The organism is Bradyrhizobium manausense, from assembly GCF_018129685.1.
In the GTDB taxonomy this organism is placed as follows: domain Bacteria; phylum Pseudomonadota; class Alphaproteobacteria; order Rhizobiales; family Xanthobacteraceae; genus Bradyrhizobium; species Bradyrhizobium manausense_D.
In genome coordinates this window covers 892,830-913,806 of sequence record NZ_JAFCLG010000001.1, presented here as the reverse complement: position 1 = coordinate 913,806, position 20,977 = coordinate 892,830, and the positions used below count along the sequence as shown (strand labels likewise).

General features: G+C 64.9%; 18 protein-coding genes. 8 read left to right on the top strand and 10 right to left on the bottom strand.

The features are described 5' to 3' along the window. Positions 1 to 25: 25 nt before the first annotated feature. The 3 genes from JQ621_RS04505 to lptF are packed head-to-tail and all read right to left on the bottom strand — an operon-like array spanning position 26 to position 4,775. Positions 26 to 2,512 carry an LPS-assembly protein LptD gene (locus JQ621_RS04505; RefSeq protein WP_212233188.1) on the bottom strand — a complete coding sequence of 829 codons (2,487 nt, stop codon included), beginning with the start codon at positions 2,510 to 2,512 and terminating at the stop codon, positions 26 to 28. Next, on the bottom strand, positions 2,512 to 3,609 hold the full coding sequence (gene lptG, locus JQ621_RS04500; RefSeq protein ID WP_212233187.1) for an LPS export ABC transporter permease LptG: 1,098 nt from the start codon (positions 3,607 to 3,609) through the stop codon (positions 2,512 to 2,514). Before lptG ends, JQ621_RS04505 begins: the two co-directional genes overlap by 1 nt. Next, positions 3,606 to 4,775, bottom strand: a complete 1,170-nt coding sequence (gene lptF / locus JQ621_RS04495; RefSeq protein WP_212233186.1) for an LPS export ABC transporter permease LptF — start codon at positions 4,773 to 4,775, stop codon at positions 3,606 to 3,608. Before lptF ends, lptG begins: the two co-directional genes overlap by 4 nt. 340 nt (positions 4,776 to 5,115) lie before the next feature. Between lptF and JQ621_RS04490 the strand changes: the two genes are divergently transcribed. The 4 genes from JQ621_RS04490 to JQ621_RS04475 all read left to right on the top strand — a co-directional run bounded on the left by JQ621_RS04490 (position 5,116) and on the right by JQ621_RS04475 (position 10,484). Further along, positions 5,116 to 6,615: a leucyl aminopeptidase gene (locus JQ621_RS04490; protein WP_212233185.1), complete on the top strand. Its 1,500-nt coding sequence runs from the start codon at positions 5,116 to 5,118 to the stop codon at positions 6,613 to 6,615. Positions 6,616 to 6,621: 6 nt separating this feature from the next. Then, positions 6,622 to 7,074 carry a DNA polymerase III subunit chi gene (locus tag JQ621_RS04485; RefSeq protein WP_212233184.1) on the top strand — a complete coding sequence of 151 codons (453 nt, stop codon included), beginning with the start codon at positions 6,622 to 6,624 and terminating at the stop codon, positions 7,072 to 7,074. 166 nt (positions 7,075 to 7,240) lie between these two features. Then, the gene (locus JQ621_RS04480; RefSeq protein WP_212233799.1) at positions 7,241 to 7,738 is read left to right on the top strand and encodes a hypothetical protein; all 498 of its coding nucleotides are present in this window, start codon (positions 7,241 to 7,243) and stop codon (positions 7,736 to 7,738) included. Positions 7,739 to 7,973: 235 nt separating this feature from the next. Continuing rightward, complete coding sequence (locus tag JQ621_RS04475; protein ID WP_212233183.1) at positions 7,974 to 10,484, top strand: autotransporter outer membrane beta-barrel domain-containing protein; 2,511 nt, start codon at positions 7,974 to 7,976, stop codon at positions 10,482 to 10,484. Here the strand turns inward: JQ621_RS04475 and JQ621_RS35320 are convergent. After that, entirely contained in the window at positions 10,387 to 10,650 is a 264-nt protein-coding gene (locus JQ621_RS35320) for a methyltransferase domain-containing protein (protein WP_312015394.1), read from the bottom strand. The two genes, JQ621_RS04475 and JQ621_RS35320, sit on opposite strands and share 98 nt — an antisense overlap. Here JQ621_RS35320 and JQ621_RS35850 point away from each other — a divergent pair. Beyond that, on the top strand, positions 10,589 to 10,732 hold the full coding sequence (locus tag JQ621_RS35850; protein WP_312015395.1) for a hypothetical protein: 144 nt from the start codon (positions 10,589 to 10,591) through the stop codon (positions 10,730 to 10,732). The genes JQ621_RS35320 and JQ621_RS35850 overlap by 62 nt on opposite strands. Before the next feature lie 82 nt (positions 10,733 to 10,814). Then, positions 10,815 to 11,978, top strand: a complete 1,164-nt coding sequence (locus tag JQ621_RS04465; protein ID WP_212233182.1) for a YncE family protein — start codon at positions 10,815 to 10,817, stop codon at positions 11,976 to 11,978. A gap of 45 nt (positions 11,979 to 12,023) precedes the next feature. Here JQ621_RS04465 and JQ621_RS04460 read toward each other — a convergent pair whose 3' ends face one another. The 3 genes from JQ621_RS04460 to JQ621_RS04450 form a co-directional block, all read right to left on the bottom strand. Next, positions 12,024 to 13,886 (bottom strand): ABC-F family ATP-binding cassette domain-containing protein, encoded by a 1,863-nt coding sequence (locus tag JQ621_RS04460; RefSeq protein WP_212233181.1) that lies wholly within the window; start codon positions 13,884 to 13,886, stop codon positions 12,024 to 12,026. 57 nt (positions 13,887 to 13,943) lie between these two features. Beyond that, positions 13,944 to 14,123, bottom strand: coding sequence for a hypothetical protein (locus JQ621_RS04455; protein WP_212233180.1), 180 nt, complete (start codon positions 14,121 to 14,123; stop codon positions 13,944 to 13,946). 223 nt (positions 14,124 to 14,346) lie between these two features. Next, positions 14,347 to 14,610 (bottom strand): sulfur globule protein precursor, encoded by a 264-nt coding sequence (locus tag JQ621_RS04450; protein WP_212233179.1) that lies wholly within the window; start codon positions 14,608 to 14,610, stop codon positions 14,347 to 14,349. Positions 14,611 to 14,933: 323 nt separating this feature from the next. On the opposite strand from JQ621_RS04450, the gene ndk reads away from it, so the two are divergent. Together ndk and JQ621_RS04440 are read left to right on the top strand one after the other, a co-directional pair. Then, the gene (gene ndk, locus JQ621_RS04445) at positions 14,934 to 15,356 is read left to right on the top strand and encodes a nucleoside-diphosphate kinase (protein WP_092294601.1); all 423 of its coding nucleotides are present in this window, start codon (positions 14,934 to 14,936) and stop codon (positions 15,354 to 15,356) included. Between the two features lie 38 nt (positions 15,357 to 15,394). Beyond that, positions 15,395 to 16,252, top strand: a complete 858-nt coding sequence (locus JQ621_RS04440) for a TerC family protein (RefSeq protein ID WP_212233178.1) — start codon at positions 15,395 to 15,397, stop codon at positions 16,250 to 16,252. Between the two features lie 179 nt (positions 16,253 to 16,431). Here JQ621_RS04440 and ppx read toward each other — a convergent pair whose 3' ends face one another. The 3 genes from ppx to JQ621_RS04425 form a co-directional block, all read right to left on the bottom strand. Next, positions 16,432 to 17,934, bottom strand: coding sequence for an exopolyphosphatase (gene ppx, locus JQ621_RS04435; protein WP_212233177.1), 1,503 nt, complete (start codon positions 17,932 to 17,934; stop codon positions 16,432 to 16,434). Positions 17,935 to 17,949: 15 nt separating this feature from the next. Beyond that, positions 17,950 to 20,139: an RNA degradosome polyphosphate kinase gene (locus JQ621_RS04430; protein ID WP_212233798.1), complete on the bottom strand. Its 2,190-nt coding sequence runs from the start codon at positions 20,137 to 20,139 to the stop codon at positions 17,950 to 17,952. 133 nt (positions 20,140 to 20,272) lie between these two features. Further along, complete coding sequence (locus JQ621_RS04425; protein ID WP_212233176.1) at positions 20,273 to 20,950, bottom strand: P-loop NTPase family protein; 678 nt, start codon at positions 20,948 to 20,950, stop codon at positions 20,273 to 20,275. Positions 20,951 to 20,977: the final 27 nt, after the last annotated feature.

Here is a 20,977-nt window from a genome sequence, read left to right as displayed (position 1 = left end):
CAGGCGGCCGGCACTTTGGACGGGGTCACTGGAAGCCGGCGGAACTGCTTGATCCCGTCGAGGTCGCCAGCGTTCGCAAGCCGATCTGGAACATGAACGCATGGCTCAGCACGGGCGGCGTGGTGCCGGCGGAATAGCTGTACGAAGTTACATAGTTCGCCGCCAGCACGAAGCAATCGTCGACATAGCCGGCGCCGAGCACATATTGGTTGATCTTGTTGGCCTCGAGATCCCAGCGCGCCGAGCCCGTCACCACCCAGTTGGTCGCCACCTTGAGCGAGCCCGACGTCAGGATGCCTTCGCGGCGGGTCAGATAGCCGAGTTCCGGTTGCGGCGCGTAATTGCCGTACATCATGCTGACCGACCAGCGATTGAAATTGGCGCGGCCTTCGGCCTCGAAGCGCTGGATGTTCCAGGTCTGCTCGTCCATGCGGGAGCGGACGCTGAACGTGTAGGTGCTGTTGGGCGAATAGCTGGCGCTGGCCACGTAGTCCGAGCGCGGCTTGTCGAGGCCGGAATTGATACCGGTGTTGATGGAGTCCTGCACCGCGAAGGAGTTCATGCCGAACAGCTGGTAGGACTGGCCGAACAGGACCTTGACGGCGCCGCCCCTGTCGAACTGCGTGGTCGACTGCACGCCGACATTGGCGCGTCCGCCGCCTTCGACGCGGTCATAGCCGGAGAACTTGTCGACGCTGAACAGGTTCGAGGCGTCGAACACCATGCTCTGCGCATCCTCGTTCGGAAGCCTGCCGGCATAGGTTTCGTTCGGACGAATGATGACCTGCGCGATCGGCTCGATCGTGGTCGAGCCCCAGGGCTGAACGTTGATGAACGGATAGCGGTATTCGAGGCCGACGGTCGGCATCAGGCGGAACGCCTGGGTGTTGCCGACGGGCAGGTAGTTCGACACGCCCGGCTGGTTGGAGACGTCGGAGTTGATCGCGTCGGCGCGCAGGATCGCGAACGGCGTCCAGATCTCGCCGAACGGGTCGGTGAAGGACTTGCGCCATTGCGCCTCCGCCGTCAGGCGGGTGTAGGTGCCGGGGAAGCCGCGCAGCAGGCACTGCGTCGGCGTGCGCGCCAGCGGATCGGCCGACGTCGTCGTGCACAGGCCGTTGGTGTTGGCGGCCGTCGTGATCGGGTCGAACGCCGCGTCGTTGCGCGTCAGATTGACGAAGTTGGTCTTGTAGGAAACCTCGCCGCCGAAGATCGGATAGTTGAGCACGTTCGAGTAGTCGATCACGGGATAGACGACCGGGACCTGCTGCTGGTTACCCGAGAAGCTCAGCCAGTACATCGTGCGCGCGTCGAAGAAGCTGCGGTTGCCGACGCCGGTCAGATAGAGCTGCGACAGCGCATCGGTCGGCAGGTTCAGGAACGAGCCGAGCGGATCGCGATAGGCCGACAAGCGGTAGTCCGACATGAAATAATAGTCGGAGAGCAGGACGCCGTCCCAGCCCCAGACCCATTTGTCGTTCAGCGCAAATTGGCCCTTGGTCTCGACGCCGCCGCGGAACTGACGGTCGCCCGGCTGGCCGGCGAAATTGCCGGGGTTGAGCTGGTCGATGCCATAGAGACGAACCTGGTAGGCGCCGTCCATCAGGCGCTGGCGGAATTCGGCCTGGAACAGCACGCCCTGCTTGGAGGTGATGCGCGGGCTGAAGGTCGCGTCCATGTCGGGCGCGATCGCCCAGTAGAACGGGACTTCGAGGCCGTAGCCGAACGCCGTGTAGGAGGTGAAGCCCGGCATCAGGAAGCCGGTCTTGCGCTTCACGGTCGGGTCGGGCGTCGAGAAGTAGGGCATGTAGGCGAGCGGCACGCCGAAGAATTCGAGCTGCGCCGTCTCGAAATACAGCATCTTCTCCTGCTGGTCGTGGATGATGCGGGCACCCTTGACCTGCCAGAGCGGCGGCTTCTTCGGATCGTCCTTACACGGCGCGCAGGCCGTGTAGACGCCGTTCTCGAACACCGTGTAGTTGCCGTCCGAACGCTCGGAGCGGGTCGCGGCCATGCGGGTCTGGTCGGCGGTGTCCACGCGCAGCGAATCGACGAAGCCGTCGCGGTAGTCGTCGGAGAGATCGAGGATCTCGGCGTAGGTGATCTTGCCGTCGGCATCCGTCATGCGGATGTTGCCCTCGGCATGCAGCCGCTTGGTCTTCTGATCGTAGATGACCCGGTCGGCCTCGACGCTGGTGCCGTTGTAGAACAGCTGAACGTTGCCGACCGCCGAGACGCGCGAATTGTTGTAGTCGTAGTCGACCTCGGTCGCCTGCACGAGCATCTGGCCGTCATTGGCGGCCTTCGGCGGCTTCGGACGCGGCGGGAGCGGATTGTAGGTGAAGCTTTGGGCGGCAGCCGGCAGCACCGCGGCCAGATCCATCACGCCGGCCAGCGACACGGTCGCGACAAGTGCGAGCAGGAGCCTGCGGACAGACAAACCCCATCCGTTCGCGCGCACGGGGGTGCGCAACGTCAAACCAGACGCGGGTCCTCTGCGGACGGCAGTCACTAACCGTCCTCCTGATACAGCAAGGCCAAAAAGCCGGTGAGGCCGCCCACCACCACGGGCAACCACGCCGCAGCGATCGGATGCATCAACTCAGCCTTGCTCAAGTCTTCAGTCACTTTCGACAAAACGTAGAGCAGAAAGCCTGCGCCCACGCCACTCAAAACCATCTTCTGTACGCCGCCCATCCGGAAGAAGCGCAGCGACACAGAGGCCGCCAGCATCACCATGGCGGCGAGCAAAAACGGCTGTGCCAGCAGCTTGTGATACTGGAGTCGGTATCCGGCTGTCGCGAACCCTGAACTCTCGGACGAGCTGATGTAGCCCGGTAGTTGCCAAAAGGACACAGTCTCGGGTGTGGAAAAGCTGTTCCTGACCTGCGCCTCGGTCAGCGTCGTTGGAATCTCGAGGCTGGCCTGATCGACCGGCGGCTGGTCGAGCGTGTAGCGGCGCACGCCCTTGAACAGCCAATGACCGGCTTCGAGCGTCGCCTCGCGCGCCTCGACCCTCTCCTTGAAATGCTGCTGTGTGTCAAACCGGAACAGCGTGAGGCCGGTCAGCCGCACGCCCTGCTGCTCGCTGCGCGCCGCGTTGATGATGGTCTGGCCGTCGCTGGTGACCTGGTTGAGCCAGAAGCCGGAGGCATCCTGGATGCCGCCACCGGGCGCCGAGCCGAACAGCTCGGCTTCCATGCGCTTGGAGAGCTCGCGCAGATTCGCCGACATCGGATTGTAGGCGACCGTGGCGATTGCGCCGATCAAGAGCGCGCCGCCGAGCGCCGGCGCGACAATCTGCCAGGCCGAGATGCCGGCGGCTCGTGCGACCACGAGCTCGAGCCGGCGAGAGAGGTCGAGATAGCAGATCATGGCGCCGATCAGCATGCAGAACGGCGTCAGCTTCTCCAGCAGCTGCGGCACGCGGAACAGCGACGTCTCGGCCACCATGATCGCGGAGGCGGATGCGAGCCCGGAGGTCTTGCGCACCATCTCGATGTAGTCGACCAGCACCAGCAACAGGAAAATGCTCGCGAACACGCCGAGCGCGGCGACCACGAAGCGGCCGGCGAAATAGCGCCCCAGCGTGTTGGTGAGCATGCTCATGCGGTGGCCGGCCGTCCGAACAGCCGCGCGATTCGCGCGTTCGACTTGTTGATGGCCTCCATCAGGCCGGGCGGCGGCTCGACCACGATGCCGCCGATGATCATCCACAGCCCGACGCCGATGGCGCCCAACACCATCGCGTATTGTACCAGCACCGGCCCCGACGATTTGACCGCCATCACCGAGCAGGCAAAGCCCGCCATGCGCAGGCCGAACACGGCGAGGATCGAGGAGCCGATGGAGAAATTGCGGCTCTGGCGCGTGGTGCGCGGCGCGCCCAGGAAGGCGAAGGTCAGCACGGCGAAGGCGAAGGGATAGATCGGCGCCAGCAGGCTGTCATGCAGGGCCGAGCGGAACTGGCCGGGGATCTGCTTGTAGACGGGGTCCTCCTCGGACGGCGCGAACAGCTCCCACAGATAGCGTTCGCGAATGCCGAGGGTGACGTCATGGCCCTGGTTGCCGAACTTCGACATGTCGAAGGCGTTGCTGGCGAAGGTCACCAGCGCAGGATCGCGCTTGCCGACTTCGAAGCGCTGCAGATTGCCGTCTCGCAGCACCAGGAACGTTCCGTTCTCGTTCTTCACGACATCGCCGTGCTCGGCGACGATCGAGACGCGCTCGTTCGGATCGCGGCGGTCGTCGATGAAGATGCCGGCGAGCAGGCCGCCGGGCAGCCGCTCGCGGATCCGGATCGTGAGGTTCTTGTCGAGTTGGGCGAAGCGGCCGGGCTGCAGGATGTTGGTGAGCACGTCGGCGGTGATCTCGGCGTCCCACTGCTTGATCCGCCGCATGCCGTCGGGCGCGAGATAGGCGGCGATGAAGGCGACCAGCAGCGCCACCACGCAGGTCGCGTAGAAGAACGGATAGAACAGCCGGAACGGCGAGAAGCCGGCGGCATTCATCACGATGATCTCGGAATCGGTGGCGAGCTTGTTCAGCGTGTGCGAGATCGCGATCATCAGCGCGATCGGCGAGATGATCAGCACCAGCGCAGGGATGACGAGGCTGGTGATGCCGAGGAAGGTCAGGATGGTCTGGCCCTGGCTCGTCATCAGATCGATGCCGCGCAACGCCTGCGTAATCCAGATCACGCCGGTGAGGCTGACCAGGACGAGCGCAAACGACGCTAGCGTCGTGCGGAAAATATACCTGTCAATCGACCCCATGCGCTACCGCACGAATCCCACCAAGTCCCCAACGCGCACCGAAATCCGGGCTGTCCGACCAATCCCCGGACGGGGATCCCCAAGGCCGGCCAAGCACCTCATCCGGAGGCTCACTCTCTCACTACCATCCCTTTGATCCGTCAACAAAATGGCTGACCCAAGGCACCCTCATCATATGGTTAATATTTCCCTCGATGTGGCGTCCCGGCCACGGGCGGTGCTTGGCATTGTCGGTGCTTCTCGCCCATAGTGGGGCAAGACGAGTGAATCGCCGTTCAGCCCAGGCACCCGGTCGCATCGGCTGATTGGCAAAAAGCCCCATGTTTTGGAGAACTTACCCATGTCCGATGCCATCAAGGTCGGCTTCGTCCCGTTCGCTACCGCCGCCCGTGGCATTCTGGTCGTGTTTTGCGACGACGCTCTGAAGGTCGGCCCGGCGACAGCCAAAGCGTTGGGTGGGGCAGCCGAGCTCGTCAAGCGGGCGGCGGCCGCCGCCGGCTTCAAAGGTAAAAATGGCGCGGCCCTGGACATCCTGGCTCCCGAAGGTCTGAAGGCCGAGCGTTTGATCGTGATCGGGACCGGGAAGGCTGCAGGCCTGAAGGGCAATGACTTCCTCAAATTCGGCGGCGTCGCGGCCGGCAAGCTCAAGGCGGGTTCCGCATCCATGAGCATCCTGGCGGAACTGCCCGAGGGCGCCATGAACACCGAGCAGGCGGTTGCGATCGCCTCGGGCGTGCGGCTGCGCGGCTACAGGTTCGACCGCTACAAGACCAGGAAGAAGGACGGCGAGGAGGGCGCCCTGCGCGCCGATGTCATGCTTGCGGTCGACGATGCGGCCGCGGCGAAGAAAGCGTTTGCCGCAGCCGGGGCGGTCGTCGACGGCGTCATCATCGCGCGCGACCTCGTCAATGAGCCGCCGAACGTGCTGTATCCGGAGGAGTTCGCGCGCCGTGCGGGTCAGCTGCGCAAGCTCGGCGTGAGAATCGAGGTGCTGGACGTCAAGGCAATGCAGAAGCTCGGCATGGGCGCCTTGCTTGGCGTCGGCCAGGGCTCGGCGCGGCCGAGCCGCACCGTGATCATGCGCTGGGATGGCGGCAAGAAGGGCGATGCGCCGGTCGCCTTCGTCGGCAAGGGCGTTTGCTTCGACACCGGCGGCATTTCGATCAAGCCGGCCGGCAGCATGGAGGACATGAAGGGTGACATGGGCGGCGCGGCCTGCGTGGTCGGCCTGATGCACGCACTCGCGGCCCGCAAGGCCAAGGTCAACGTGGTCGGCGCGATCGGCCTCGTCGAGAACATGCCGGATGGCAACGCGCAGCGTCCGGGCGATATCGTGACCTCGATGTCGGGCCAGACCATCGAGATCATCAACACCGACGCCGAAGGCCGTCTCGTGCTGGCCGACGTGCTCTGGTACGTGGCCAAGAAGACCAAGCCGAAATTCATGGTGGATTTGGCGACGCTGACCGGCGCCATCGTGGTCGCGCTCGGCACCGATCATGCCGGCATGTTCTCGAACAACGACGAACTCGCCGAGCGCTTGCTCGCAGCCGGCATCGAAAGCGGCGAGAAGGTCTGGCGCCTGCCGCTCGGCCCCGAATACGACAAGCTGATCGATTCCCAGTTCGCGGACATGAAGAACACCGGCGGCCGCCACGGCGGCTCGATCACGGCGGCGCAGTTCCTGCAGCGCTTCGTCGACGGCACGCCCTGGGCGCATCTCGACATCGCCGGCACCGCGATGGGCGCGCCCAAGACCGACATCAACCAGAGCTGGGGAAGCGGCTACGGTGTCCGGCTGCTGGATCGCCTGGTGGCGGATCACTACGAGCGCAAATGAGCCGAGATGACTGAGGTCCTGTTCTACCATCTGCAAAACATGACGGTCGAGAACGTCTTGCCGCCGCTTCTCGAGAAATCGCTCGAGCGCGGCTGGCGCGTCGTGGTGCAGTCGACGTCGCCGGAGCGCGCCGATGCGCTCGACGCGCATCTGTGGACCTATCGCGACGATTCCTTCCTGCCGCACGCGACATGGCGGGTGAGCGACGTGGCCGATCAGCCGATCGTGCTGGCGATCGAGGCGGACAATCCGAACGGCGCCAATGTCCGATTCCTGGTGGACAACGCCGCAATGCCCGATGACGCGCAGGCCTATGAGCGGATGGTGCTGCTGTTCAACGGCGACGACCCGGATGCCCTTGCGGCGGCTCGCGGCACCTGGACGGATTGCAAGACGCGCGGATTTGAGGTCACCTATTGGCAGGCCGACGAACGGGGCCGGTGGCAGCGGCGGAATTAGCGGCCGTTTGCGGTTAATGGTAATTTGGACTTTCGCAGGCACACTGGTTTCGGCCACCTTCGTGCCGCAAAGTGATGTTGGGACAATCGCTTAGGGCTGCTCCTTGACGTGGGGAATCTAGTTTATCGTGCGACATCAAAAGCATCCAAAGTCGATCATAGTTGCGTTGGCCGCCGTCGCGCCGCTGATCGCGGGCTGCTCGGGCGCAACCGATATGCTCTCATCTGCCAAAGACGCCGAATGGTTCAACAAGCCGAGCCGCCTGTTCATCAAGAGCATCTCGATCGAATCGCCGCCGCTGACCCCAAACAAGCCGGTGGGACCTGAGGATCTCGTCAGCGCCGACGGCGCTTGCCCCGGCATGGCACCGCCGCCCGGACCTGCCGATGCCAATGCGTCGACCACGGGGCCGGCGCTCGTGGGCGGCACCGTCGCGCTCGGCCACACCGAATGCGACGTGGTGCGCGGCATCGGCGCGCCCTCGAACGTCAATCTGTCCAGCGATGCCGCGGGCCGCCGCGTCGCCGTGGTGACATGGACGACGGGCCCGCGCGCCGGCATCTACACGTTTACCTCGGGCCGTCTGTCGGCGATCGAGGGGACGCCCGAGCCGCCGCCGGCGCCGAAGCCGGTGAAGCCGAAGGCGAAGAAGAAAACCGCCTAGCGGCCCCCGCGGCCGATCGGCTGCGCCGTCACGGTCTGCCGTCATCGTGGCTGTCATCGTCCGGCAACACCGCTGGCGGAATTGCGCATGACCGTGCAGCGGGACGGTCGCTTGGATTTGCTTTTACGGAACCCGATGCCTTAATTTTACCGCAAGCGGGTTGAGCGGGCAGGGCATGTTGGACAGGGGTGAGCGTCGTCAACGGCGTCGTAGCGACGGTCATCGCCATTGTTTGGTGGGATCCGTCCGCCTGCTGCCGACCACGCGTCGCCTGATCGCGTCATGCTTTATGACGATGCTGGCGGCGGGCGGAGCGTTTGCGCAAAATGCGACATGGCTGGCCGCGCCCGGATCAGCCGATTTCAATACCGCCGCGAACTGGACGCCCGCGGCGGTTCCGACCGGCACGGCAAATTTCGGCGTGTCCAACACCACCAGCCTGACGATTTCGGCCGCCACCACCATCGGCGGCTGGAGCTTCGGCGCCGGGGCCTCCAACTATCTCTTCACCAACGCCAACGCACTGACCTTCACGGGCGGAGGCATCGTCGTGACCGGCGGCAGCGTCGGCATCACCAACAATCTGTCGATTGCCTTCACCAATGCCAGCAGCGCCGGCAACGCTGCGATCACCAATCCGGGCCTCCTGGCCTTTCGGGACACATCGCGTGCCGGTTCGGCCAACATCGCCAATACGGGCATCCTCGACTTTGCCGATGCGAGCAATGCCGGCAGCGCGGCGATCACCAGCAGCGGCGGCGGACAGCTCCAGTTTCGCAACAATGCGAACGCCGGCAGCGCGATCGTCACGACCAATGCCGGCTCCGCGACGACGTTTGCGGATACGTCGTCAGGCGGCACGTCGCGCCAGATCGTCAATGCCGGAGGAACGCTCGATTTTTCCTTCGTCACGGCACCGGGCGGCTTGACGATAGGCTCGCTCGAAGGCGCAGGATCCGTGTTCCTTGGCGGCACCACGGTGACCGTCGGCGGGACCGGCCTCTCGACGGTCTTCTCCGGCGTTCTCCAGGACGGAGGTGCCAATGGCGGCGTGCTGGGCAATCTCACCAAGGTCGGACCCGGCGCGCTGACCCTGACCGGCGCCAACACCTATACCGGCCAGACGCTTGTGAATGGCGGCACGTTGCTCATCAACGGAAGTATCAACGCGGTGACCGTCAATGCTGGCGGCACGCTTGGCGGCAGCGGCGCGGTCGGCACCACGCAGGTCAACGCAGGCGGCAGTCTTGCGCCAGGCAACGGTTTACCCGGGAGCTCCCTTGCGGTCGGGGGCAACCTGACATTCCAGGCCGGCGCCTCCTACGTTGTCTCACTCACCCCGGCCACCGCAACATCGACCGTCGTGAACGGAAACGCGACGCTGAACGGCGCAACGCTGGTCGCGCAATTCACGCCGGGGGCCTATGTGTCGCGGCAATATACGCTGCTGACGGCCACACAAGGCGTCACCGGCACCTTTGCCGGGATCACCAACGTCAACCTGCCGCAGGGGACGCGCGACACGCTGTCCTACGGCGCCAACACCGTGTCGCTGAATCTGCTGCCTGGCTTCACCGGCTATACTGGCCTTTCCGTCAACCAGAGCAATGTCGCGGCCACCCTCACGAACGCATTCAACGCGAATGGGGGGATCGCTGGCCCGTTCTTCGGGTTGACGCCCGGCGGCCTCACGCAGGTGGATGGCGAGGCGGGCACCGGCGCGCAGCGCGTTCTGCTCGACTCACTTTCCCAATTTCTGGGATTGATGCTGGATCCTTTCATCGGCGGCCGTTCGCTCCCGACAGGCGGAGGCCAGGCACTCGGCTTCGCTCCCGCCGAGAGGCCCGCACCGCCAGACGTCGCGCAGGCCTTCGCGTCAGCCACCAAGGCGCCTGGACCGTCTCCGTTCGCGCAGCGTTGGACGACCTGGGCCGGCGCCTATGGCGGCGGCAGCTGGGCCGACGGAAACGGAGCCGTAGGCTCCACCGCCGTTGCGGCACGCAGTGCAGGTGTCGCCGCGGGAATAGACTATCGCGTTTCATCCGATACGGTGATCGGAGGAGCCCTTGGCGGCGGCGGCACGGGATGGGACCTCGCCAACGCGCTCGGTAGCGGCAAGAGTGATGCTTTCCAGCTCGGCGTCTATGCGGCGACCCGGAGAGGACCGGCTTACGTCTCGGGCGCAGTTGCCTTGGCCAATCACTGGTTTGGCACCAACCGCTGGGTTCTGGGCGACCAGGTAACGGCGAGCTTCACGGGCCAAAGCTACGGCGGAAGGCTGGAGGGCGGATACCGCTTTGCAACGCCGGCGGGGACCGGCATCACGCCTTATGGCGCATTGCAGGCTCAGCTCGCTCGCACGCCGGCCTACCGCGAAACGGATCAGACTGCGGGGCTGTTCGGCTTGGCCTATGCCGGCTCCAATGCATCGGACGTGCGCGTCGAAATCGGCTCACGTTTCGATCACGCGACCACCGTCTCCTCGATGCCCCTCGTGTTGCGGGCAAGAGTGGCCTGGGCTCACGACTTTGTCGGCACACCGTCGCTGGGCGCCGCGTTCCTGGCCGTGCCGGGCACCGGCTTCACCGTGTTCGGAGCGCCGATCGCGCGAGACTCGGCTCTGCTGTCCACAGGCGCCGAATTGTTCATCACACCCAAATGGACGCTGCTCGGGAAGGTCGGCGGTGAGCTCGCCCGGACCGGGCAAGCGCTCTCCGGGACGGGAACGCTCCGCTACGTCTGGTGAGGCGGCCGTCGGCGTGATCATGCCGTTTGCGCGCATCGGGCACGAAGAAGAGCACGAGCGCCATCACGGAGGCATCGAAGCGGTCGGCGTCGTAGGGAAGGGCCATGGCATCGCCGATCGAGAGCTCGACCGGCTTTGCCGCGAACTTCTGGCGCGCGGTCGCGATCTGCGCGTCGGAAGGATCGATCGCGGAAACGGACGAGGGCGCCCGTGTTCTCATAAAAATTCTCATCACCTGCGCACGGTAGTGGTTGCATGTTTTGGCGGCCGCTAATTAAGATAGAACGACGGGGCCGTTCAGAAATGAGCCGAGTGAGGAGGAAATGCATCATGGACTTACGCAGCGTTTTTCGCGCGACCTGCGTGACTTGCGTCGTCGCCAGCGGTTCGGCGATCGCCGGGACCAATGACGTCCTGATAGGCCTCGACAGCAAGATCACTTATGGCGTCGAAGGCCAAACCAACGTCGCCCCGGGGATCGACGCTGTACTGGTCATGGATATTTCAGATCCGGCCAAGCCGAGGATCCGCGCCAGCTTGCCGCTGACGAACTCCCTTCTCGGGCCGCCGACGAATCTGCAGATTACGCCGGACGGCAAGCTGGGCCTGGTGGCGAATTCGGTGATTCACGTTCAGGAGGGGAACGCCTGGAAAACGGTCCCCGACAACAAGCTGTACGTGATTGATCTCACCGCGGAGCCGCCAAAGTTGATCGATACGGTCACCGTCGGGCGGCAGCCGTCCGGCCTGTCGATTTCCAGGAAAGGCGACCTCGCGCTGATCGCCAATCGAGACGGCAAAAGCGTCTCTGTTGTCTCGATCCAGGGTTCGACGGTCAAGGCAGTCGGCGAGGTGCCGGTGGAGCAGCAGGCTGCGGCGGTCGTCATCGCGCCCGACGGCAAGCGCGCCTTTGTCTGTCTGAACCTCGCGAACAAGATCGGCGTGCTGTCAATCGATGGCGACAAGGTCACTTACGACAAGTCGCTGGACATTCCATCGGCATTCAATCCCTACAACATCGACATCACGCCAGATGGCAAATACGTCATCGCCTCAAACACCGGAGCTGGGAAGAACAACGCCGATACCGAAGTGATCATCGACGCGACGGGCCCGCATCCCCACGTGGTCGACGCCATGAGCCCCGGCATCGGACCGGAAGGCTTTGCCATCGCGCCCGATGGCAAGACCGCGGCGGCGCCGTTGCTGCTCGGCACGGCAGCAAAGGATAGCGACTGGTTCAAGACCAAGACCGGTGAACTGGCTCTGATGTCGATCGGCGAAGGTGGCAAGCTGACAGTCACCGCCCGAGCGCCGCTCGGCGGTCTGCCGGAGGGCGTCGTCTATAGCCCGAACAGCGATTATCTCTATGTCGGCAATTACATCGACCAGGATTTGCAGGTGTTCGCGCTCGCCGGCGGCAAGCTCACCGAAGTCGGTCCGAAGCTGAAGCTGCCGGGCCAGCCGGCCTCGATGCGCGCCCCGGTGCGATAAAATCAGGGCGTGCTGAATCCGCGGATACCCTCCGCGGATGTCGTGTTATCCCGCGGCTTCGTCGAACTGCGTGCTTGCCTCGAGCCATTGCTCCTCCGCGCGCGCCAGCGCTTCGGCTGCATTGGCGCGTGCCTTCGACAGTTGCGCGGCCTGCTTCGGGTCGCGCGTGAAAATGTCGGGAAGGGCGAGCGCGGTGTCGATCTTGGCGATGATCTCGCCGACGCGTGCGATCTCGGATTCGGCTTCGGCGATGCGCTTTTTCAGCGAGCCCCGATTGTCCGATTTCGGACGCTGCGGCTTTTCTGTTTGAGCGCTGCGCTCGCGCGGCGCTGCTTCGCCGTTGCGCGCGGACAGCACCAGGCGGCGGTACTCGTCGAGGTCGCCATCGTAATTGGTCACGGTGCGGTCTGCGACGATCCAGAGCTGGTCGGCGCAGGCCTCGATCAGATAGCGGTCGTGCGAGACCATGATGATCGCGCCGGGAAATTCGTTGATGGCTTCGGCGAGCGCCGCGCGGCTGTCGATGTCGAGATGGTTGGTCGGCTCGTCCAGGATGATCATGTTGGGGCCAAAGAAGGTGGCGAGGCCCAGCAGCAGCCGCGCCTTCTCGCCGCCGGACAGTTTTGCGACCTTGGTGTCGGCCGCTTTGCCGGAAAAGCCGATCGCGCCGGCGCGGGCGCGCACCTTGGCTTCGGGCGCATCGCCCATCAGCTTGCGGACGTGATCGTAGGTCGAGGCGTCCTCGTTCAGCTCGTCGAGCTGGTGCTGCGCAAAATAGGCGATCGACAGCTTGTCGGCGCGCGTCACCTTGCCGGAGAAGGGCGCAAGACGCGCCGCGAGCAGCTTGACGAGCGTCGATTTGCCGTTGCCGTTGGCACCAAGAAGCGCGATGCGGTCATCATTGTCGATGCGCAGCGTCACGCGGCTCAGCACCGGTGTGGCCGGGTCGTAACCGACAGATGCATTGTCGACGGCGATGATCGGCGGCGATAGCAGCTTTTCTGGCGCCGGAAAGGTGATCTCGCGAACGTCGTCGGTGACGAGGGCCGTGATCGGCTTCAACCGCTCCAGCATCTTCACGCGGGACTGGGCCTGGCGCGCCTTCGACGCCTTGGCCTTGAAGCGGTCGACGAAAGCCTGCAGGCGGGCGCGCTCGGCCTCCTGACGCTTGACCGCCTTGGCATCGAGCAGCTCGCGCGCGGCGCGCTGCTCCTCGAAGGAGGAGTAGGTGCCCTTGTAGAGCGTCAGCTTGCCGCGCTCCAGATGCAGGATCTGGTCGACCGAGCTTTCGAGCAGGTCGCGGTCGTGGCTGATCACGATCACCGTGCGCGGATAATGCGCAAGGTGATCCTCCAGCCACAGCGTTCCCTCGAGGTCGAGATAGTTGGTGGGCTCGTCGAGCAGCAACAGGTCGGGGGCTGCGAACAGCGTGGCGGCGAGCGCAACCCGCATGCGCCAGCCGCCGGAGAATTCGGCGCAGGGGCGCAGCTGATCGGCGGCGGAGAAGCCGAGGCCGGAGAGAATGGCGGCCGCGCGCGCTGGCGCCGAATGGGCGTCGATGTCGACGAGCCGGGTCTGGATCTCCGCGATCCGGTGCGGATCGGTGGCGCTCTCGGCCTCGTGAAGCAGCGCGTCGCGCTCGAGATCGGCCTTGAGCACGACCGAGATCAGGCTTTCCGGCCCGTTCGGCGCTTCCTGCGCCAGGCTGCCGACGCGCCAGCGGGGCGGCAGCGTCACCGAGCCGTGCTCGGCCGAAAGCTCGCCACGGATCACCTTGAACAGGGTCGATTTACCGGTGCCGTTGCGCCCGACCATGCCGACGCGCGAGCCGGGCGTGATCTGCACCGAGCTGTTATCGATCAAAAGGCGCCCGGCGAGGCGGATGGAGAGGTCGGTGATGGTGAGCATGCGGACTTGTCACCGCAGGCCGGGTCAAACGCAACCCGTTTTTCTTTCGACCGTGCGTCAGTGCGCGCTGCCGTCGCGCTCATGCTTCCTCAACCGGTTGAGCAGCTGCTCGAGATGCGTCGGCAGACGAGGCTCGGGGCGAAGGCTCTGCTGAAGCCGTTCGCCCACGGCATTGCAAATCGAGCGGCTGGTGCGCCGGTCGATTTGTTCGCTGTCATTGGCAGAATGGCCGGCCATCGCAGGTGTTCCGTGGTTGCAAAGTCAAGACACGGTAACAAGTCGTTGGCAGCAAAATGGTTTCGCGGTGCGTTGGGGATGGCTGGGATTCTAGTAAAAATTGTATGAATTCGTCGCATCTGCCTAAACGCAAGGCCCCGGTGGGGGGAACACCGGGGCCTCTCTTGGAAGGTACTGCAGGGGGGGGCAGCACCTCGGGTCAACAGGGAAGGTGCTGTCGGGTTCAGTAGCAGCGGTTCACCAGCCGCCAGCGGGGTCCCCAGGGGGTCGGGACCAGCCGGCGCACATAGCAGCCGCCATAGCCGTAACCGTAGGCAACGGGCGCGGCGTAGAAGCGCGGTCCGCCCCAGCCCCAGCCGCCGCCGTGATACCAGCCGCCGCCATGCCAGCCCCAACCGCCATGCCAGTGAGCGGAGGCGGAGGTCGGTGCCAGCGCGGCCCCGAGGGCGACCGCGGCGACTGCTGCGAGCGAAAGTTTCCTCAACATGGTGATCTCCTCAAAACTGCCGGCGCGGGGCTATCGCGTCGATGGAAAGGCCGCCGAAACGGTCCGCCTCAGGGGAAGGCTTTGGTTTCGATGGAGCTAACGTTACGCCAGCCAGGCTGAACCAAACCCCGACGAGCCCTTCAGATTGGGTTCATCTGGGTGAAATCGTTGTAATCCATATTGGAATCCCGCTCGGATTCGGGTCATTGCCTGCGGCGAAGCGCCCGTGAGGCCATGCCGAGCCTCGCTTGCCGGATCGCGTAGGCGCCGATATAAGCCCCGCAACTCCCGACCACCCTTTTTTTCTCTTCAAGGACAAGATCATGGCCATCGAACGCACTTTCTCGATCATCAAGCCCGACGCCACCGCCCGTAACCTGACCGGCGCCGTGAACGCAGTGATCGAGAAGGCGGGCCTGCGCATCGTCGCGCAGAAGCGCATCCGCATGACCAAGGAGCAGGCCGAGACCTTCTACGCCGTCCACAAGGCCCGTCCGTTCTTCGGCGAGCTCGTCGAGTTCATGACGTCGGGCCCCGTCGTCGTCCAGGTGCTGGAAGGCGAGAACGCGGTCGCCAAGTATCGCGACGTCATGGGTGCCACCGATCCGTCGAAGGCGGCCGACGGCACCATCCGCAAGCTCTACGCCAAGTCGATTGGCGAGAACTCGGCGCACGGCTCGGATGCCCCGGAGACCGCCGCGATCGAGATCGCGCAGTTCTTCTCCGGCAACGAAATCGTCGGCTGAGCGTTCAGCTGAGAGGTTAAGTCGACAGGGGACTCATTGTGAACTGGCTCTGGCAGATCTTCGATCCCGCCACGATCGGGGCATTCTTCAGTCAGTTCCGCAATGAGATGGCCGAGCCGACCTTCTGGATCGCGGTCGGCAAGATCATCTGGATCAACGTCCTGCTCTCCGGCGACAACGCGCTGGTGATTGCGCTCGCCTGCCGCGGCCTCAAGCCGCGGCACCGGCTGTGGGGCATGGTGCTTGGTGCCGGCGCGGCGGTGCTGCTGCGGATCCTCTTCACCGGCATCGTCGCGAGCCTGATGGCGCTGCCGTACCTCAAGCTGGTCGGCGGTCTCGCGCTGATCGTGATCGCGGCCAAGCTGCTCGTGCCAGAGAACGAGGAGGAGGACGTCGAGTCCGCCTCGCATCTGTGGCAGGCGGTGCAGATCGTCGTCGTCGCCGACATCGTGATGAGTCTGGACAACGTCATCGCGGTTGCGGCAGCCGCCAATGGCAGCGTGCCGCTGCTGGTGCTCGGCCTTGCCATCAGCGTGCCCCTGATCGTCGCGGGTGCCGCGCTGATCATGGCGCTGCTGTCGAAATTGCCGATCCTGGTCTGGGCCGGCGCGGCGCTGCTCGGCTGGATCGCAGGCGAAGTGATCGCGAGCGATCCCGGGGTGGAGCCGAAGCTGCATATGTTGTTCGATGGACCGCTCGGCACCACCCTCGACAACATGCTCGCGATGTTTCGCATTCCCTCGCAGTTTGCCCATGGCGGGGCGGGGGCCGAATATCTTTGCGCGGTGTTTGGGATCATCGTCGTGCTGGTCGTCGGCAGCATCTGGCGACGTCGCAGCCTGCATAGTGCAGCGCTGGAAGCCTCCGAACGCGCCGTCAAGGCGCCGGCGAAATAGTCCCCCAATGACGGGACGCTTCGCGACAGCGCCGCGGCCGCCGGCACAATATTGGGGCAGGCATGGCGTCGGCGTGGCAGTGATTTAGCCGAATGAATCCAATGGTATGAAAGGTGGTCTGATAATACCTGTACTTTGCATGGGGTTGTTTTCGCTGCTTTAGCCCGAGGCCTCAGGCCTCAGCGACGAATGATCGAGCCGGATCGGCCGATCAGGCGAGCGAGCTGCTTGAAGCGGCTGCCGACGCGGTCGGCGACGAGATCGCCGAGCCTGTGCTCGAACACCAGCATCAGGTTGCGCCCCTTGCTGCGGAAATGCGTGGCGGGCAATACGCCCGGCCGCGCCGCCGAGATCAGATGGGCGACACGGAACGCCGCACCGAGCAGGCGTGCGCGTTCGAGTTGCGCCGGCGTCAGCAACTCCTGCATGGTCAGCGGCGGCTGGTTTTCTTCGCTGAGGCCGGCGTAGCGATAGAACACCGACAGTCCGACGAAAGCGCGCTCGCGGTGGTCGATCGCGCCGAAATTGGCGTTGACCACGAGGCTCAGCGTCTGCTCGCCGCGATGATCGGGGTGGACGCGCCAGCCGATGTCCGAGAGCAGACAGGCGGTGTGGCGCAGCCGGCGGTCTTCCTCGGTCTCCCGCAGCTTCACCACGCGTGCGAGACGATCGGTCCAGGCCATCAGCTCGCGGGCGTGCTTCGCCGAGCGCGACAGCAGTTGGTTCAGCTCTTCGGCCGCGCAGATCAAGCCGTCCTTGTTACGCTCGGAGTCGGGCAGCTTTTCGTGCAGCAGACCCTCGCGCACGCCGAAGGTCGAGAACACGATGGTCTTCGGCTGCGCAACGCGAATGATGTGCTCGAGCACGAGCGCCGCGTAAGTGAGGAGCGGGCGCCGCGCATCGGCGACCACCTCGATGTCGGCGAGCATGTCGACGGCGGCGAGGCGCCGCAGCCGTCTGGCGAAATCGAGCGCCTCGGCCGCGGGGATCGAATAGCCGTGCATCACCTGGAGCGGATAGCCGCTCTGGATGATGTGAATGCGCGCGAGCGCGCGCCAGGTGCCGCCAACCGCGTAGAACGTGCGGCCGCGACCGGCGGCGAGCAGCGGCACCTCGTCGATCGCCTCGCGCACGATGCGGTCGGCGCGCTTGAGCGATTTATGCGCGAGGTCCTGCAGCGCGAGGCCGCCGAGCGGCAGCGTCACGCCGCTGCGCACGCTGTTCCCGCGCACGTCGATCAGTTCGAGCGAGCCGCCGCCGAGATCGCCGACGATGCCGTCGGGGCGGTGAATGCCCGAGATCACGCCGAGCGCCGACAGTTTCGCTTCGCGCGGTCCGGACAGGATTTCGATCTTCACGGCGCAGATGCGCTCGGCCTTCGCGATGAAGTCGGGGCCGTTGGAGGCGTCGCGGCAGGCGGCGGTCGCAATCGCGAACACGCGGCCGACCTGCATCACGCGGCACAGCGCGCGAAAGCGCTTCAGCGAGGTCAGCGCCTTGTCGACCGCGTCGGGAGCGAGCAGGCCCGTGCTCTGCACCTCGCGCCCGAGGCCGCACAGCGTCTTCTCGTTGAAGATCGGAATCAGGCTCCGCGCCAGCGCCTCGTAGACGACGAGACGCACCGAGTTGGAGCCGATGTCGATGACCGCGACGCTGGCGCCACGCTTGCGCGGCCGTTTCACGGCAACGATCTCCGGTCAGGACTGATGGCGTTCGTTTCGGCGCGTGAGACGGCGCGGCGAGGATTCCTTGAGCGACTTTCCACGGCCAGACAGACTCGGATTTGTCATGAAGTAGTTGTGCACGTTGAAAGGCTCCTCGCCCTTCGCGGCCTTCATACGCGTTGAGGACCCGTCCGGCAACAATTGCCAGCTCTGCTCATTGTCCTTGAGATTCGCGACCATGATCTGTTCGAGAACCTGCTGATGCACCGTGGGATTTTGCAGCGGACACAGCACTTCGACACGGCGGTCGAGGTTGCGCGGCATCATGTCGGCCGACGAGATATACACAGCCGCTTTCGCGCTCGGCAGGCCCTGGCCCATGCCGAAGCAGTAGATTCGCCCGTGTTCGAGGAATCGTCCGATGATCGACTTGACGCGGATATTCTCCGACAGGCCGGGGATGCCGGGGCGGAGGCAGCAGATACCGCGCACCACCAACTCGACCTGCACGCCGGCCTGTGATGCTTCATAGAGCGCGTCGATGATGTCGGGGTCGACAAGCGCATTCATCTTCATCCAGACCGCGCCGGGCTTGCCGTGACGCGCGTGCTCGGTCTCGCCCTGGATGTGCTCGATGATGCGCTTGCGCAAGGTCAGCGGCGACACCGCCATCCTTTCCAGATCACTCGGTGCTGCGTAGCCCGTGATGAAATTGAACACGCGCGCAGCGTCGCGGCCGATGGTCGGCTCCGACGTGAAATAGGAGAGATCCGTATAAATACGCGCGGTGACAGGATGATAATTGCCGGTGCCGGTATGGACGTAGGTGGTGAGGCTGCCGCCCTCGCGGCGCACCACCATCGAGAGTTTTGCGTGCGTCTTCAATTCGAGGAAGCCGTAGACGACCTGCACGCCGGCGCGTTCGAGATCGCGCGCCCAGCGGATGTTGGCCTCTTCGTCGAAGCGCGCCTTCAGCTCGATCAGCGCGGTGACGGACTTGCCGGCTTCGGCAGCCTCGGCCAGCGTGCGCACGATCGGCGAGTTGTTGGAGGTGCGGTACAGCGTCTGCTTGATTGCGACGACATCAGGATCGCGCGCGGCCTGTTGCAGGAACTGCACCACCACGTCGAAGGATTCGTATGGGTGATGGACGATCAGGTCCTTCTGCCTGATCGCGGCGAAGATGTCGCCGCCATGCTCACGCACGCGCTCGGGGTGACGCGGCACGTAAGGGGTGAATTCGAGGTCGGGCCGATCAAGGCGCGTCAATTGCGACAGCTCGTTCATCGCGAGCACGCCGTCGACCAGGAACACTTCGTCGTCTGCCGCCGACAGGGCATGCTGCACGAAGCTGCGCAGCTCCTCCGGCATCTTGGCGTCGATCTCGAGCCGGATCACCGATCCGCGGCGGCGTCGCTTTAGCGCGGTCTCGAAAAGACGGACGAGATCTTCGGCCTCTTCCTCGATTTCGAGTTCGGAGTCGCGGATGATGCGGAAGGCGCCCTGGCCGTGAAGACTGTAGCCGGGGAACAGGCGGTTGATGAACAGGCCGGTGGCCTGCTCGAGCGAGATCAGCCGGACCTTGCCGTCCGCCGGCAGGCGGATGAAGCGGTCGATCTTGCCGGGCATGCGGATCAGCGCATTCATCGGCTTGCCGTCGGCCTCGCGCGTCAGCTGGAGCGCGATGGTGAAGCCGAGGCTCGGGATGAAGGGGAAGGGGTGGGCCGGATCGATCGCCAGCGGCGTCAGCAGCGGGAACACGTTGTTGAGGAAATAGTCCTCGAGCCAGGTCCGCTCCGGCTTGGTGACGTCCTTGCCGTCGACCAGCCCAATGCCGACGTCGGCGAGCGTGCCGCGCAGACCGGCCCAGATCGCCTGCTGGTCGGACGCGAGCTGCGAGACGGTGCGGTTGATCAACGTGAGCTGCTCGGAGGGCGTCAGCCCGTCCGGCGCGCGCTCGGCAATGCCCTCGCGCACCTGCGCCTTGATGCCAGCGACGCGGACCATGAAGAACTCGTCGAGGTTATTTGCCGAAATCGACAGGAATCGCACCCGTTCCAGCACCGGATGGTTGGCGTTGACCGATTCCTCCAGGACCCGGCGGTTGAAGTGCAGCCAGGACAGTTCACGATTGATGAATCGCTCGGGGCTCGAGGCAATCGCCGGCAGGCCCGCGGCCTCCGTGGCTTTCGCTTTATCTTCAACGGTTTGCGCGGAGTCCATGAGAAGTCGGTCCATCCAGTTCGCCCCAATTTGCGACCTATGCGCAAAATCGGCCGGAGCATGTGTTAATGCGATGACGTTTCAATGACATTCATGTTCCGCCGCCGCCCCGCGTCAAGCGGAGCGTGGCGGATCAGGCATCGCGAAGCAGCTCCGCGGCGAGCGCCCGGGTGACGGGGCGGCCGAGCCGCAGCGCCTCGCTGTCGAGCTGCTCCACAGCGCGGCGGGCGGCGGCTGACGAGCGCTCCAGCCGGGTTGCGAGGTAGCTGACCACGCTTTCATCGACGTTGAGCTGGCGGTCGGCGCAGAATTTGACGATCAGGCCCCGGAAGAGCTGGTCGTCCGGCTGGGCGAGCGAAATCACGGGAATGGTCCGAAGCCGCGAGCGCAGGTCCTTAAGTTCGACCTCGATCGCCGCCGGCGCCTCGCGGCCGGTGAACAGCACATAAGCCCCGTCCTCGCGGGCGAGGTTCATCAGGTGGAAAAGGGCGCGCTCGTCAAAATCACCGGCCTTGAGATCCTCGACCACCAGTGCGCCGGTCGCGAGCGCGCCGGGAATAGCAGCCGCGCTCAGCGCATTGGCCGTGGTCGAGCGGGCGCCGGCCTCTTCGGCCCAGATCGCGGCCAGATGGCTCTTGCCCGAGCCTTCGGGGCCGGCGAGCCACATGATCCGGTTCGGCCATTCCGGCCAGCCGTCGACCAGGGCGAGACCGGCGGCATTGGCAGGGCCCTCCAGAAAATTGTCCCGGCTGAGGCTCTCCGCATGCGGAAGCGAAAACGCCAATTGTCGGGGGTGAACGCGGCCTGCCACGCTTGCTTTGCTCCGTGCCGGCGGGCC

Bases quoted from the DNA above. Each gene is read 5' to 3' on its own strand.
- lptG (WP_212233187.1), bottom strand. From the start codon at position 3,609: ATGAGCATGCTCACCAACACGCTGGGGCGCTATTTCGCCGGCCGCTTC.
- lptF (WP_212233186.1), bottom strand. From the start codon at position 4,775: ATGGGGTCGATTGACAGGTATATTTTCCGCACGACGCTAGCGTCGTTT.
- JQ621_RS04490 (WP_212233185.1), top strand. From the start codon at position 5,116: ATGTCCGATGCCATCAAGGTCGGCTTCGTCCCGTTCGCTACCGCCGCC.
- JQ621_RS04485 (WP_212233184.1), top strand. From the start codon at position 6,622: ATGACTGAGGTCCTGTTCTACCATCTGCAAAACATGACGGTCGAGAAC.
- JQ621_RS35850 (WP_312015395.1), top strand. From the start codon at position 10,589: ATGGCATCGCCGATCGAGAGCTCGACCGGCTTTGCCGCGAACTTCTGG.
- JQ621_RS04465 (WP_212233182.1), top strand. From the start codon at position 10,815: ATGGACTTACGCAGCGTTTTTCGCGCGACCTGCGTGACTTGCGTCGTC.
- JQ621_RS04460 (WP_212233181.1), bottom strand. From the start codon at position 13,886: ATGCTCACCATCACCGACCTCTCCATCCGCCTCGCCGGGCGCCTTTTG.
- JQ621_RS04455 (WP_212233180.1), bottom strand. From the start codon at position 14,123: ATGGCCGGCCATTCTGCCAATGACAGCGAACAAATCGACCGGCGCACC.
- JQ621_RS04450 (WP_212233179.1), bottom strand. From the start codon at position 14,610: ATGTTGAGGAAACTTTCGCTCGCAGCAGTCGCCGCGGTCGCCCTCGGG.
- ndk (WP_092294601.1), top strand. From the start codon at position 14,934: ATGGCCATCGAACGCACTTTCTCGATCATCAAGCCCGACGCCACCGCC.
- JQ621_RS04430 (WP_212233798.1), bottom strand. From the start codon at position 20,139: ATGGACTCCGCGCAAACCGTTGAAGATAAAGCGAAAGCCACGGAGGCC.